Below are 14,859 nucleotides of genomic sequence, written 5' to 3'. Positions count from 1 at the left end.
CTTATATCGGATTCCATTCATGAGAAGTAAAGGAGTCGTGCAGCTTACCCGACTATATCCTGCCCGTTTTTCTTTTTTTGCCCGCGATGGGGAGGAATAAGAAAAGGAAACGGATTATTTTGCCTGAAAGTCTTTCCACATTTCCTATGGATAAATATGCAGGATTATTGTATAATTATTAATGATATGAGATGTGCTGTGCACGGATGTTATTCAGCCAGATTGCTGATGATAAGGGGAACGCAGCAGAATCTTTTCGCCTGCGATGGTGAGGTGTTGACAGGAGGTTTCCTTTCTGTCATAATTCATGAAGATCGACGGACATACGGTACGAAAGTGCACTGTGAGGCGCTTTACTGTATGAACGACATGAATAGCACCTTTAAATCAGTCCCGTGAGACTGGCAAGGTAACGTGAACGATACATCGTCTTTTTGCTGCGGCAAAATAGGACGGTGCATCCCGAGAGTAAACTTTCTTCAGCGCGCGCTGAAGTTCGGAGACTCCTTGCCAACGACACGGCAAGGAGTCTTTTTTGTTCTCCTCGTCACGGGGCCATGATCTGAAGGGAAATCCTGAGGAGGCTGAACGCATGAGCACAGAAACGCATGTCATTATGGATGAAACGGCGATCCGCCGCGCTTTGACACGGATTGCCCATGAGATTTTGGAAAAAAACAAAGGAATCGAAGGTTGTGTAGTTGTAGGCATTCGGACTCGCGGGGTTTACCTCGCTGAACGCATTGCTGCCAAGATTGAGGAGATTGAGGGAACGAAGGTCCCCTGGGGAGAACTGGATGTGACCCCTTACCGCGATGACCGCTCGGATGAGAATAGAGCGCAGCGCAAGGAGGTCTTGAAAATGATTCCGGAGTCTCTGTCCATCCAAGACAAAAAGGTCATTTTGTTCGACGATGTGCTGTATACCGGCCGCACCATTCGCGCAGCGATGGACGCCCTGATGGATTGCGGAAGGCCGCAGAACATCCAGCTGGCCGTACTCGCTGACCGCGGGCACCGGGAGCTTCCGATCCGCCCTGATTTCATCGGCAAAAACGTGCCGACGTCCAAATCGGAGGAGATCGAAGTTGCGTTGAAGGAAACGGATGGGCAGGACGAGGTCAAAATCATTCAGAACCGGGGGGAGCAAGCATGACGATTACGCAGCCAGCATTGAAGGACCGGAGTTTGCTTGGACTGAAGGATCTTGACCGGAGCGAGATCGAGTCGATTCTGAACCGGGCGGCGCACTGGGAGTCGCAGACGAACAAACTGGTGCCCGTACTGGAATCCCGATTCGTAGCCAACATGTTTTTCGAGAACAGCACGCGTACCCGCTTCTCGTTCGAAATGGCCGAGAAACGCTTGGGCGCCCAGGTGATGAACTTCACCGCAGCGGCATCCAGCGTGGAGAAGGGTGAATCGATCTACGATACGGTACGAACGCTGGAATCGATGGGCATCGACGCAGGCGTGATTCGGTTGAAACCGGCTGGCGTACTGCAGCAGCTGGCTCAAAAGGTAAATGTGCCGCTGGTTAATGCCGGAGACGGAAACAACGAACATCCGACGCAGGCGCTGCTGGATCTGTACACGATGCGCAAAACGTTCGGCGAGTTGAAAGGTTTGCGCGTATCGATTATCGGAGATATCCTTCACAGCCGGGTCGCCCGCTCAAACCTGTGGGCTTTGCAAAAATTCGGTGCGGACGTGCGCTTCTGCGCTCCGCAAACGATGCAGGCACCGGAACTGGCCGAGCACGCTCCATACGTAAGTCTGGAGGAAGCGCTGGATGCGGATGTCGTCATGATGCTGCGAGTGCAGCTGGAACGCCACCAACATGGTCTGATTACCTCGGCTGAGGATTATCGCGAACACTACGGATTGACGGAAGAACGGGCTGCCCGCCTGAAGCCGGGCACGATCATTATGCACCCTGCTCCTGTAAACCGGAACGTCGAAATCGACGATGCGGTGGTGGAGAGCGAGGCATCGCGGATTTTCCCGCAGATGGCCAATGGCGTACCGATCCGCATGGCGGTCATGGAACGCGCAATGAAGCTGTAACATCGGCAGGGGAATTGCCGGGAGGCGATGACGGACGTTCTTAGAGAGCAACGAGAGGGTACACGATAAAATATTCGCCTCGCTTGCCGAAAAGCGAGGCAGAATCGAAGCGGAGGAATATCATGATGCAAGTTATAAAAAACGCGAGCATGTTGAATCAACAAGGGGAATTGGAACGGAAAAGCATCATTATTAAAGAAGGAAAAATCGCGAAGATCGCTGATGTTGAAGATGCGGCGATCATGCAGGCGGAACGCGAAGCAGATGCAGTAACCGACGCTGCGGGCAAACTGGTCATTCCCGGCCTGATCGACATGCACGTCCATCTGCGCGAACCTGGATTCGAACATAAAGAGACGATCGAAACGGGAGCGCGCTCGGCGGCAAAAGGCGGATATACCACGATTGCTTGTATGCCGAACACCAAACCGGTTACCGATAATCCGGACACGGTGAAGCTGGTGTTGGATAAAGCGAAGGAAGCCGGATTGGTGAAGGTGCTGCCCTACGCTGCGATCACCAAAAACGAGCTCGGCCGCGAGCTTACCGATTTTGCTGCCCTGAAGGAAGCCGGAGCCATCGGATTTACCGATGATGGCGTAGGCGTGCAGAATGCCCAGATGATGAAGGACGCCATGACGCTTGCGGCAAGCATGGATATGCCTGTCATCGCTCACTGCGAAGACGACTCGCTGGTCGTGGGCGGATACGTTACGGAAGGCGAATTCTCGAAACGCCACGGCATCAAAGGCATTCCGAACGAGTCGGAAGCCATTCACGTCGGCCGCGATATTTTGCTCGCTGAGGCAACCGGAGTACACTACCATGTCTGCCATGTCAGCACAGAGCAATCGGTAAGGCTGATTCGCCTGGCGAAGTCAATCGGCATTAACGTGACTGCGGAAGTATGCCCGCACCATCTGGTGCTGTCGGACGAAGATATCCCGGGCATGGACGCGAACTGGAAAATGAATCCGCCGCTGCGCTCGCCGCGCGACGTGCAAGCATGCATCGAAGGGCTGCTGGACGGCACGATCGACATGATCGTCACGGATCATGCGCCGCACAGCGAGGACGAGAAAGCGAAAGGCATGCAGCTTGCACCGTTCGGCATCGTTGGATTCGAGACGGCATTCCCGCTGCTGTACACCAAGTTTGTGGAGACGGGACTGTGGACCCTCGATTTCCTGGTGAAACGCATGACGGCCGATCCGGCACGGGTGTTCCGCTTGGATACGGGCAAACTGGAAGAGGGAGCTCCGGCGGATATCGCGATGATCGACCTGAGCGAAGAACAAGCGGTAGATCCCGCGACGTTTGCCACAAAGGGAAGAAACACGCCGTTTACGGGTTGGAAGCTGAAAGGCTGGCCGGTACAAACATGGGTAGACGGAAAAAGCGTGTGGAGCAGCGAAATCCAGCAATAACAAGCGGTTGAGTAACTCAAATCAAATCGAGGCTGATGTAAGCCGAGATTCGAATAGATAAGAGACAAAAAGCCGAAAGCATGGCTTTGAAACAGGTGCTCAGACGGATGCACGGAGCGGACAGAAAAGACCTGAAGAAGCGAAGCGTTTGCCTTTATCACCGGATTCCAACATTCAGCAATAATTCAGAGGAATCCGGGGATAACAGCAATCGGAAGGTTTTCTGGCCGCGGAGCCGCACCAAACAAAACACCTGGTTCAACGGAAATGCATTTCGGCGGTATAACTAAAGAGGAGTGAAATGGGATGCAGGCACAGGCAAGATTATTGTTGGAAGACGGCACACTGTTCACCGGAAGAGCGTTCGGAGCTGAAGGGGAAACAACGGGTGAAGTCGTTTTTAATACGGGAATTACAGGCTACCAAGAGGTGCTGTCGGATCCTTCGTATTGCGGTCAAATTGTAACGATGACATATCCGCTGATCGGAAACTACGGCATTACGCGCGATGACTTCGAGTCGATTCGCCCGTTCGTGCACGGTTTTGTCGTGCGCCGTCATGAGCCGGTGCCTAGCAACTGGCGTGCGGAATACAGCCTGGACGATCTGTTGAAAGAGTACGGAATCGTAGGCATCAGCGACATCGATACACGCATGTTGACTCGCCGGATTCGCCACCAAGGCACGATGAAAGGAATTCTCACAACAGGATCGAAGCCTGTGGAAGAGTTGCTGGAAATGATGAAAGACACAAGCATCGCCGAACTGCGTAACCAAGTTCCCATGACCTCTACCAAACATGTTTACAGCAGCCCGGGCACGGCAGAACGGATCGTGCTGGTAGACTACGGCGCCAAAACGGGCATTCTGCGCGAGCTGAGCAAGCGCAACTGCGATGTGGTCGTTGTACCGCATGACGTGACTGCAGACGAGATTCGCCGTTTGAATCCGGACGGCATCCAGCTTTCCAACGGCCCTGGGGACCCGAAAGACGTGCCTCACGCCGTGAAAATGATTAGCGAACTGCTTGGCGAATATCCGATCTTCGGCATCTGCCTGGGTCACCAACTCTTCGCACTGGCAGCCGGGGCGGATACCGAGAAACTGAAATTCGGCCACCGCGGCGGAAACCATCCGGTCAAAGAGCTGGAAAGCGGACGCTGCTTCATCACCTCCCAGAACCATGGTTATACCGTGAATGAAGAGTCCGTCAAGAATACCGAGCTTGAAGTGACACATATCAACAACAATGACAAAACGATTGAAGGCCTGAAACATAAAACATTCCCGGCGTTCTCGGTTCAATACCATCCGGAGGCAGCGCCAGGACCTTACGATAACAGCTATCTGTTCGACCGTTTCATTGAAATGATCCGCGAACACAAAATCAACCATCCGCAGAAACCGCGTCAAGCTGTTTTGGCAGCCGCAGTGAAAGGAGCACAATAACATGCCACTTAACAAGGACCTCAAAAAAATTCTGGTGATCGGATCCGGTCCAATCGTCATCGGGCAAGCCGCCGAGTTCGACTATGCCGGCACGCAGGCCTGCCAGGCGCTGAAAGAAGAAGGCGTGGAAGTTGTACTCATCAACAGCAACCCGGCAACGATCATGACGGATACCAACATGGCGGATAAAGTATACATCGAGCCAATCACGTTGGACTTCGTTACGCAAATCATTCGCCAAGAGCGTCCCGACGGATTGCTGCCAACGCTGGGCGGTCAAACCGGCCTGAACATGGCGGTTGAGCTGGCGCGCGCAGGCGTGCTGGAACGCGAAAACGTGAAATTGCTCGGCACGCAGCTGACTTCCATCGAAAAAGCGGAAGACCGCGACCTGTTCCGCGATCTGATGCGCGAACTGGAGCAGCCCGTGCCGGAAAGCACCATCGTTACGACATTGCAGGAGTCGCTCGACTTTGCCAACGAAATCGGATATCCGATCATCGTGCGTCCGGCATACACGCTGGGCGGAACGGGCGGCGGCATATGCGCCACGGAAGAAGAATTGCGCGAAACGGTGGCGGCAGGTCTGCGCTACAGTCCGATTGGACAGTGTCTGGTCGAGAAAAGCATCGCCGGCATGAAAGAAGTCGAGTATGAAGTTATGCGCGACCGCAACGATAACTGCATCGTGGTCTGCAACATGGAAAACTTCGACCCGGTAGGCGTGCATACGGGCGACAGCATCGTCGTGGCGCCAAGCCAAACGTTGTCGGACCGCGAATATCAAATGCTGCGTTCCGCTTCCCTGAAAATCATCCGTGCCTTGAACATCGAAGGCGGATGTAACGTACAGTTTGCCCTTGATCCGCATAGCTTCCAATACTATGTCATCGAGGTTAACCCGCGGGTAAGCCGTTCTTCGGCCCTGGCTTCCAAAGCAACCGGCTATCCAATCGCCAAAATGGCAGCCAAAATCGCCCTTGGATACACGCTGGACGAAATCGTTAACCCGGTAACGGGCCAAACCTATGCATGCTTCGAGCCGACGCTGGACTATATCGTCAGCAAAATTCCGCGCTGGCCGTTCGATAAATTCACTTCGGCGAACCGCAAACTGGGGACCCAAATGAAAGCGACCGGTGAAGTTATGGCCATCGGCCGGACTTTTGAAGAGTCGATGCACAAAGCGATCCGTTCCCTGGAAATCGGGGTGCACCGCATTTACTTGAAGGATGCAGAGACGTTGGACGACGAAACGTTGAAAACGCGTTTGGTCAAAGCCGACGATGAGCGCATGTTCCTCATTGCCGAAGCATTCCGCAGAGGATACAGCCTGCAGGAGCTGCAAGATCTGACCAAAATCGACTGGTGGTTCCTCGACAAGCTCGAAGGGCTTGTAAAATTCGAGGACCGCATCCGGGAAGAAGCCGAGTTGACTTCGGAAACATTGTATCAAGCGAAACGTCTGGGCTTCACGGACCGCGCCATCGCCGAGCTGCGCGCACAAGGACAACCGGGAGGCTCCCTGACGGTTGAATCCGAAGTGAGAACGCGCCGCCTGGAAGAAAACCTGCGTCCGGTCTACAAAATGGTAGATACTTGCGCAGCCGAATTCGAAGCGACGACGCCATACTACTACTCCACGTACGAGACCGAAAATGAAGTGCTGCCTTCGGACAAGAAAAAAGTGGTGGTGCTCGGTTCCGGTCCAATCCGGATCGGTCAAGGCATCGAATTCGATTACTCGACGGTACACGCCGTATGGGCGCTGCAAAAAGCAGGTTACGAGGCAGTCATCATCAATAACAATCCAGAGACCGTATCGACGGATTTCAATACATCCGATCGTCTCTACTTCGAACCGCTGTTCTTCGAAGACGTCATGAACGTGATCGAGCAGGAGCAGCCGGTGGGCGTTATCGTGCAGTTCGGCGGCCAAACGGCGATCAACCTGGCGGCACCGCTGCGTGCAGCAGGCGTGACCATCCTTGGAACCGATCTGGAAAGCATCGACGAAGCGGAAGACCGCAAAAAATTCGAGCGTCTCTTGTCCCGTCTGGACATTGCTCAGCCTAAAGGAACGACGGTTACTTCGGTGGGTGAAGCCGTTGAAGCTGCCAAAGGCCTCGGATATCCGGTATTGGTGCGTCCATCTTATGTACTGGGCGGCCGCGCGATGGAGATCGTATACTCCGATACGGAACTGCTGACTTACATGGAGCAAGCGGTGAAAATCAATCCGGAGCATCCGGTGCTGATCGACCGTTACATGCTGGGCAAAGAGGTTGAGGTGGACGCCATTTGCGACGGAGAAACGGTGCTTGTACCGGGAATCATGGAGCATATCGAGCGCGCAGGCGTTCACTCCGGCGACTCCATTGCGGTATATCCTCCGCAGCATCTGTCCGACGAGCTGAAAGCCAGCATCGTGGACATCACGATCAAAATCGCCAAAGAACTGAAAACGGTCGGTCTGGTCAATATTCAGTTTGTCATCCATGATGGCCAAGTATACGTGATCGAGGTAAACCCGCGTTCCTCCCGTACCGTGCCTTTCTTGAGCAAAGTAACGAACATTCCGATGGCGAACCTGGCAACGCAAGCCATCCTGGGCGTGAAATTGAAGGACCTCGGTTACCAGGACGGACTGTGGCCTGAGTCAAACCACGTATCGGTTAAAGTTCCGGTCTTCTCCTTTGCGAAACTGCGCCGCGTGGAGCCGACACTCGGACCGGAAATGAAATCGACGGGCGAAGTCATGGGACGCGATCCGCAATATGCCAAAGCACTGTTCAAAGGACTGATCGGAGCGGGCATGAAAATCCCGGCGACCGGTGCCATCGTTGTAACGGTGTCGGACAAAGACAAGGACGAAGCGGTGTCCCTGATGAGCGGCTTCTACCGCCTCGGCTACAAAATCATTGCTACCGGAGGGACTGCCGCTGCGCTTGAAGCGGCGAATATTCCGGTAACGACCGTCAAAAAATTGAGCGAAGGATCGCCGAACATTCTCGACATGATCCGCAGCGGCGAAGCGAACTTTGTGTTCAACACGCTGACCAAAGGCAAAACGCCTGAGCGCGACGGATTCCGCATCCGCCGCGAAGCGGTAGAGAATGGCATCGTATGTATGACATCGCTGGATACGATTCGTGCCCTGCTGAGAATGCTGGAAACGATCAACTTCTCCTCCGAAGCCATGCCGGTTTTCGCCGATTAATTGAAGAACCTGCTGATGAAGGACATCAGCCAGCCTGCGGGCTGGCGGGATGTCCTTTATATCGGGCAAAAATCGATAAAATCAACGATGCGGAAGGAGCGGGACCAATGAAACATCCGAATTACGAAACGATGGCCGGCCGCCTGATGGTGGCACTGGATTATCCCGAGGCGGAACAAGCGAAGGGTTTGATCAAGGCACTGGAAGGCATTCCGTGTTATTTGAAGGTAGGCATGCAGCTGTTCTATGCGGCAGGACCGGAATTCATCCGGGAACTGAAGGCAAAAGGGTACAAAGTATTTCTGGACGTCAAAATGCACGATATTCCGAATACCGTTCGCGGAGGTGCGGAAAGCATCACGCGCCTGGGCGTAGACATGTTCAACGTTCATGCTGCCGGAGGCGCAAGCATGATGCGCGCAGCGCGTGAAGGTGCGGAAGCCGCGCTGGCTGCGGACCCTGCCCTGCGCAGACCGGAAATCATTGCCGTGACCCAGCTGACGAGCACGAGCCAGACCGTCATGAATGATGAGATCGGCATTCCGGGTACCGTGGAAGGCACCGTGGTTCGTTATGCCGGACTGGCCAGCGAAGCAGGGCTTGACGGCGTGGTGGCATCGCCGCTCGAGGTGCCGGCCATTCGGGCGGCCTGCGGACCCGATTTCCATACCGTTACCCCTGGCATTCGCCCCGCGGGAAGCAGCCTGGGAGACCAGACGCGTGTGCTTACTCCGGGCGAGGCCATCGGGCGAGGCAGCCATTACATCGTTGTGGGCAGGCCGATTACGGGTGCTGCCGACCCGCGCGAAGCGGCAGAAACCATTTTGAAGGAGATGTTGAACGCATGATCGCACTATCCGAAATCCCGAACCATATTGCAGCACAGCTGTTGAAAATCAAAGCCGTGGCACTGCGTCCGCAGCAGCCGTTTACTTGGACATCCGGCATCAAATCGCCGATCTATTGCGATAACCGCTTGACCATGTCTTATCCGGAGATTCGCGACGATATCGCGGAAGGTTTTGCGGCGATCATCCGCGAACAGTATCCGGACGCCGAAGTGATCGCCGGAACGGCAACCGCAGGCATTCCGCATGCGGCATGGGTCGCGCAGAAGCTGAATCTGCCGATGGCTTACATTCGCGACAAAGCGAAAGGGCACGGCAAGGAAAACCTGATCGAAGGATTGATCTCCGAAGGGCAGAAGGTCGTTGTCATTGAAGACCTGATCTCCACGGGCGGAAGCTCTCTGAAAGCCGCCCAGGCTGTGAAGGAAGCAGGGGCGGAACCGCTGGCCGTGCTCGCCATTTTCAGCTATCAGCTGGATAAGGGCATCAAGGCGTTCGAAGAAGCGGGCGTTCCGCTTCAGACCCTGTCCAACTACACGGCGCTGATGGACGTGGCTTTGGCTCAGGGCACCATTCAGGAGAGCGACTTCGAGCTGCTCAAGGCATGGCGTGAAGATCCTACTTCATTTGGAAAATAATGAAACGTAAGTTCGGGAACGTTTTTCCCGCGCAACGGTTTCAAAATTGTAATAGTTGCAGCGCTGCAGCCGTTTTTGCGCTAAATTCACCAGGCATCTCCTTTAAGGGGATGCTTTTTTCGTTTTCGCATCAAAATATTAACTTTTTCGGCGAAACGTTGTAAAAAGCTTGTAACTTTTAGCCGATAGCAGTCGTTTATAATGCAGTGTAGTATGGAATAGATTTCTAGTTCAGGTTCTTACTGAAACAGGGACAGAGAGGATGAGCGTGATTGCTGGCATGAAGAAATTATTTTCCAAGATCAAACCAGCCAAAAGCCAATCAGGCGAAAAGAGTGCACTGAAGGGGGAAGAGCAGCATGATCAGGCCGAGTCGGGAGGCCAGGCATACATAACGGATTTACAGAAACCGACGGATCGTTCCGAATTCAATGGAGAGGACATAACTTCCGCTGAAGCTGAAGCTGCTGCGGCTGCCGCTGTCTCTGAACCGAAAAAAACCAAGCCTGCCAAGAAAGCGCTGCTGCCTCCCTATGACGGCCCGGTGCTTGAGGTTCGCAACGTGCATCGCAGCTTCCAGACGGGAAGCCGCATCATTCACGTGCTTAAAGGCATTGACATGGAAGTCAGACCTCAGCAGCTCGTCATGCTGAAGGGACGTTCGGGTTCCGGCAAAACTACGCTGCTGAACATGCTGGGCGGACTGGATCAGCCATCGAGCGGGGAGATTTTGTTTTCCGGACAGCCGCTGCAGGACTGGGGGGACCGGAGAAGGACCGCATTGCGGCGCAGGGAAATCGGTTTTATTTTTCAGGCTTACGCGCTGATGCCCTTGCTGTCGGCTTGGGAAAACGTGGAGTTATCGCTGCGCATGGCCGAAGTGCCTCGTTCCGAATGGAAGGACCGGGTAGGCCATTGCTTGGATTTGGTTGGTTTGACCAAAAGGGCAAAGCATCGTCCTTTCGAAATGTCGGGAGGCGAGCAGCAGCGGGTGGCGATCGCAAAGGCGATTGCGCACAGGCCCAGGCTGCTGCTTGCGGATGAACCTACGGCCGAGCTGGATTCGAAGATGGGAGCACAGGTCATGGCCGTATTTCGCAACATTATAGAAGTAGAGCAGGTAACCATCTGCATGACAACACACGATCCTACAATTTTGGAGGTTGCGGACCATGTTTACGAAATGGCGGATGGCAGATTTCTCAAGTAAGGCTGCCGCTCCGAAAAAGGGGAAACGAACAGCGCTGATCCTGCTAGGGGCAATTGTCGCTGTATCCATGTCCGGCTGCTCTTTGCTGCCGGCCGAAAGCGAGGAGGAGGTGCTTCCTCCGATCACGCCGCCGACGATTTCCAAAAAGCCGGAATATGAGGTCCGGACGGAAACGCTGGAACGGTCGGTGAGCGGCAGCGGCAAAATGATGAGCCAGCGCGAAGAAAAGGTATATTTTACGTTGGATGGCATGCATGTCAAGGAATTGAACGTCAAGCCCGGAGATAAGGTGAAGAAAGGGCAATTGCTTGCCGAACTTGACGTTGCGAGCGTGGAGAAGGAAATTCGCTCGAAGAAGCTGCAGATCCGCAAAGCGGAAGTGCAGATGAAGGAAACGCTGCGCAAGAAGGACGAGATGGACCCGGTCGAGTTTGAGGAGGCCACCATTGCGTTCGAGGAACTTCGGCAGGAGCTGGCCGACCTGGAAGAACAGATCGGCAAAGCGACGCTGACCGCACCGTTTGCAGGCACGGTCATTGCGGTTCAGGTGGAAAAAGGGGCGGCCGTGAAGGCGTATGATCCGATTGCCACGATTGCGGATACGTCCAATCTCGTCGTGGCCGCGACGTTTGCGAAGGAAGACCTGGAGAAGATTTCGGTAGGCATGAAGTCCACGGTGGACATCAATGGCGCGGGCAAGGTGAACGGCAAGATCAAAGTGATGCCGGTAGCCCAAAGCGCCGACTCCGGAAACAACAACTCCGGCTCGGGCGAGGGCGGAACGCCGCCGGCCAAGGAAACGCTCGACAAGTACGTCATCGTTTCGCTCGCCAAAATGCCCAAAGGGGTTGAACGCGGAACGCCGCTGACCGTATCGATTGTGACAGAGCGGACCGAGAACGCCATCGTCATCCCGATATCTGCCCTGCGGTCCATCGGTTCACGAACCTACGTGCAGGTTGTGGAAAGTGACGGCAGCAAACGCGAGGTGGATGTTGAAGTCGGGCAGCAGACCTCCACGGACGTACAGATCGTCAAAGGGCTCACCGTAGGACAGAAAGTAGTGGGACGCTAATGGGGCTGCCATTGTTACGACTGTTGTTCCGCAAAATGTGGAATACCCGCTGGATGACGTTCAGCACGCTCGTTGGTTTGATCGTGGCGGTTGCGTTCACCGTCAGCATTCCGATGTATGCCGACGGGGCGCTGAAGCGGGTCGTAGCCCAAACGCTGCAGGATAACAGCGAAGGATTGCCTGCTGGTTCCTTGCTGATGAGTTATCAGGCGCCAGGGGGAACCAAGACGGACACCCTTGGGCTTGAGGAAGTGGATCGCTACATACGCGAGGATGTGCCTCGTGATGTCGGATTTCCGTTCAACACGTACGTGAACATTCGTTCCATTCGCGGTACGGAAGTGAGTCCCGAGGATCCGACGAAAGTGGATGCCAGCCGCTCGCGCAGCATGACAATCGGCACGATGAGCGGGCTGGACCAACAGGTGAATTATTCTGCCGGCATGAAGCCGGGCAATCAGGTCAAGGATGGCCTCATCGAAGCGGCGATGCTTGAAGAGGGCATGTACCGGAACGACCTTCACGTGGGAGACATACTCGAGTACCCGATATATAGCGGGCTCGATATTACGCTGCGCGTAAAAATTACGGGCTCCTTCAAACCGGATGACGAAACCAGCCCTTACTGGGTTCAGGGTTTCGACAGCATGATGAACGGGCTGTACGTGGACGAAGCCGCATTCAATGAAGTGTTGTTGAAGGAACAAGGCATCCCGCTTCAAAATTCGCGCTGGTATTATGCATTCGACCTGAAGGAAATCCAGACCAGCCAGCTGCCCGGTTTGACGTCCATGCTGGAACGGCTGGATATCGAGCTGTACCAACGCTTGAAGGACACCAAGGTTGACATTACCTTCGGCGATCTGCTCAAGCAGTTCCGCAGCCAAAGCCTGCAGCTGCAGACGATGCTGTTTACGCTTGCGGCACCGATGATCGCCATGGTGTTCTATTTTATCGCGATGAACGCCAGGCAGTCGCTGCAGAAGCAGGAAAGCGACATTGCCGTGCTGCGAAGCCGGGGGGCTTCTGCACGGCAAATCTTCTCGCTGTACCTGCTTGAAGGCATGTTCCTTGGCGTGATCGCGCTTGTGATCGGTCCCATGTTGGGATATTTCATGGCCAAAAGCATCGGGTCTGCCAGCGGATTCCTGTCTTTCGTGGACCGGAAATCCATCCCGATCGGCGTGTCCAAGGAAGCGATTTTGCTGGGCTTGGCAGCCGTGCTGGTTGCGATCATTGCTTCATTGATCCCGGCAATCACCTATGCCAGAGCAACGATCGTGTCGGCCAAACGCCGTCAGGCACGCACGGATCGTGCGCCGGTGTGGCAGCGATGGTTCCTGGACATTGCCCTGCTTGGGCTGGCGGGATACGGTTATTATTTGTTCTATGAACGGCAGATGCTTACGTTTCAAACAGGCATGACGACAGACCAGCTGCAGGTGCAGCCGTTTCTGTTCTTTGTGCCCGCACTGGCGATATTTGCCCTGGGGCTGTTCTTTCTGCGGTTGTTCCCGTGGATTCTCAAGCTGATTCAGCTGATCGGCCGCAAGCTGCTCCCGGTACCGTTGTATCTGACCCTGACTCAGCTCTCGCGTTCGTCGGCATCGTATTATCCGCTGATGATCCTGCTTGTGCTGACGCTGGGCCTCGGCGTGTACAACTCGGCTGCTGCCCGGACCATTGACCTGAACTCTACCGAACGGACGCTGTACCGCTATGGTACGGACGTGATCATGCAAACCGTATGGGAAGGAACGCCTGAAGTGAACCCTTCCGGCTCCGGTCCAAATGGAGGCGCCGGCGGAGGACAACAAGGCGGAGGCAGCGGAGGGCAGAACGGAGGCGGCGCTTCCGGCGGCAATGGTGCAGGAGGAGGCCAAGGCGGAGGAGGCGGTGGGGGTGGCGCTCAACAGCCGACCAAAGTGATATACTCCGAACCGCCATTTGAAGTGTTCCGCAGGCTGGATGGCGTTGAGGGCGCCGCCAGGGTGCTGCAAACGAAGGGCAATGTGATCGTTTCTGGCAAATCGGGAGGCCAGGGCATGCTGGTCGGCATCGACAACGTCGATTTTGCCAAGGTAGCCTGGTTCCGCAACGATCTCTTCCCGGCGCATCCGTACAAGTATCTCGATTTGCTCGGGAAGTATGAAGGCGCGGTTCTTGTATCCTCCAAGTTTGCGGACAAATACAAGCTCAAAACCGGGGACCTGGTATCGATCGGCGTTCAGGGGCAGGCCATCGAATTCGTTATTTTTGGCATCATCCCTTACTGGCCTGCCCAATACCCGGATCAGATGCCGTTCTTCATTGCGAATCTGGATTACATCTATGATCAGGTACCGCTGATTCCATATGAAGTTTGGCTGAAAATGGAACCTGATGCCAAGGTAGGCCCGTTGATGGAGAAGCTTGCAGCGGAAGGCATCGAATTGTCTTCTGTGCGCGACGTGCGCACCGAACTCGTAACCCAGGGCAAACATCCGTCCCGCGGCGGCGTTTTCGGCATTCTCAGTCTCGGTTTTCTCGTATCCGTCATCATATCCCTGATCGGATACATCCTGTATTGGTTCTTTAACCTGTCGGGACGCGTCGTGCAGTTCGGCGTCCTGCGGGCAATGGGGCTATCGCGGGCCCAGTTGAGCGGCATGCTGCTCCTGGAGCAGGTTTTCACCGCAGGGCTGTCCATCGCTCTGGGCATCGGCATCGGTCAAGTGGCGAGCCGATTGTTCCTGCCTTTCCTGCAAACGACCGACAACGTATCTGCGCAGGTTCCGCCTTTCCGCATCGTGTTTGAAGAGAGCGACATGCTCCAGCTGTATGGCGTGACGGTAGTCATGCTGATTATTGGAGCAAGCATGCTGCTCTGGCAGATTCGCAGGCTGCGCGTACATCAGGCGGTCAAAATGGGAGAGGAGAGGTAAC

10 protein-coding genes are annotated in these 14,859 nt (G+C 54.8%); all 10 read left to right on the top strand.

Annotation, left to right across the window (positions count from 1 at the left end; translation table 11 throughout):
• Positions 1 to 592: 592 nt before the first annotated feature.
• Positions 593 to 1,156: a bifunctional pyr operon transcriptional regulator/uracil phosphoribosyltransferase PyrR gene (pyrR, locus tag L6H98_RS15870; protein ID WP_236416598.1), complete on the top strand. Its 564-nt coding sequence runs from the start codon at positions 593 to 595 to the stop codon at positions 1,154 to 1,156.
• The gene (locus tag L6H98_RS15865) at positions 1,153 to 2,067 is read left to right on the top strand and encodes an aspartate carbamoyltransferase catalytic subunit (RefSeq protein ID WP_236416597.1); all 915 of its coding nucleotides are present in this window, start codon (positions 1,153 to 1,155) and stop codon (positions 2,065 to 2,067) included. The genes pyrR and L6H98_RS15865 overlap by 4 nt, the downstream gene beginning before the upstream one ends.
• A 122-nt stretch (positions 2,068 to 2,189) precedes the next feature.
• Positions 2,190 to 3,494, top strand: a complete 1,305-nt coding sequence (locus tag L6H98_RS15860; RefSeq protein ID WP_236416596.1) for a dihydroorotase — start codon at positions 2,190 to 2,192, stop codon at positions 3,492 to 3,494.
• A gap of 306 nt (positions 3,495 to 3,800) precedes the next feature.
• On the top strand, positions 3,801 to 4,943 hold the full coding sequence (carA, locus tag L6H98_RS15855; RefSeq protein WP_236416595.1) for a glutamine-hydrolyzing carbamoyl-phosphate synthase small subunit: 1,143 nt from the start codon (positions 3,801 to 3,803) through the stop codon (positions 4,941 to 4,943).
• Position 4,944: 1 nt separating this feature from the next.
• Entirely contained in the window at positions 4,945 to 8,163 is a 3,219-nt protein-coding gene (gene carB / locus L6H98_RS15850; RefSeq protein WP_236416594.1) for a carbamoyl-phosphate synthase large subunit, read from the top strand.
• 107 nt (positions 8,164 to 8,270) lie between these two features.
• Positions 8,271 to 9,011, top strand: coding sequence for an orotidine-5'-phosphate decarboxylase (gene pyrF, locus L6H98_RS15845; protein ID WP_290371452.1), 741 nt, complete (start codon positions 8,271 to 8,273; stop codon positions 9,009 to 9,011).
• Entirely contained in the window at positions 9,008 to 9,649 is a 642-nt protein-coding gene (pyrE, locus tag L6H98_RS15840; RefSeq protein ID WP_236416593.1) for an orotate phosphoribosyltransferase, read from the top strand. The genes pyrF and pyrE overlap by 4 nt, the downstream gene beginning before the upstream one ends.
• Positions 9,650 to 9,911: 262 nt before the next feature.
• A complete protein-coding gene (locus tag L6H98_RS15835) occupies positions 9,912 to 10,859 on the top strand; it encodes an ABC transporter ATP-binding protein (RefSeq protein WP_236416592.1) in 948 nt (315 codons plus the stop codon).
• A complete protein-coding gene (locus L6H98_RS15830) occupies positions 10,822 to 11,934 on the top strand; it encodes an efflux RND transporter periplasmic adaptor subunit (RefSeq protein ID WP_236416591.1) in 1,113 nt (370 codons plus the stop codon). The genes L6H98_RS15835 and L6H98_RS15830 overlap by 38 nt, the downstream gene beginning before the upstream one ends.
• On the top strand, positions 11,934 to 14,858 hold the full coding sequence (locus L6H98_RS15825; protein WP_236416589.1) for an ABC transporter permease: 2,925 nt from the start codon (positions 11,934 to 11,936) through the stop codon (positions 14,856 to 14,858). The genes L6H98_RS15830 and L6H98_RS15825 overlap by 1 nt, the downstream gene beginning before the upstream one ends.
• The last annotated feature ends 1 nt before the right edge of the window (position 14,859 follow it).

The sequence above is a fragment of the Paenibacillus sp. JJ-223 genome, assembly GCF_927798175.1.
Classification (GTDB): domain Bacteria; phylum Bacillota; class Bacilli; order Paenibacillales; family Paenibacillaceae; genus Paenibacillus; species Paenibacillus hubeiensis.
This window is presented reverse-complemented; position numbering and strand designations above follow the sequence as displayed.

What these genes read in the sequence shown, in the direction of transcription:
- pyrR (WP_236416598.1), top strand. Translation starts at nt 593, where the DNA reads ATGAGCACAGAAACGCATGTCATTATGGATGAAACGGCGATCCGCCGC.
- carA (WP_236416595.1), top strand. Translation starts at nt 3,801, where the DNA reads ATGCAGGCACAGGCAAGATTATTGTTGGAAGACGGCACACTGTTCACC.
- L6H98_RS15835 (WP_236416592.1), top strand. Translation starts at nt 9,912, where the DNA reads ATGAGCGTGATTGCTGGCATGAAGAAATTATTTTCCAAGATCAAACCA.
- L6H98_RS15825 (WP_236416589.1), top strand. Translation starts at nt 11,934, where the DNA reads ATGGGGCTGCCATTGTTACGACTGTTGTTCCGCAAAATGTGGAATACC.
- L6H98_RS15865 (WP_236416597.1), top strand. Translation starts at nt 1,153, where the DNA reads ATGACGATTACGCAGCCAGCATTGAAGGACCGGAGTTTGCTTGGACTG.
- carB (WP_236416594.1), top strand. Translation starts at nt 4,945, where the DNA reads ATGCCACTTAACAAGGACCTCAAAAAAATTCTGGTGATCGGATCCGGT.
- L6H98_RS15860 (WP_236416596.1), top strand. Translation starts at nt 2,190, where the DNA reads ATGATGCAAGTTATAAAAAACGCGAGCATGTTGAATCAACAAGGGGAA.
- pyrF (WP_290371452.1), top strand. Translation starts at nt 8,271, where the DNA reads ATGAAACATCCGAATTACGAAACGATGGCCGGCCGCCTGATGGTGGCA.
- pyrE (WP_236416593.1), top strand. Translation starts at nt 9,008, where the DNA reads ATGATCGCACTATCCGAAATCCCGAACCATATTGCAGCACAGCTGTTG.
- L6H98_RS15830 (WP_236416591.1), top strand. Translation starts at nt 10,822, where the DNA reads ATGTTTACGAAATGGCGGATGGCAGATTTCTCAAGTAAGGCTGCCGCT.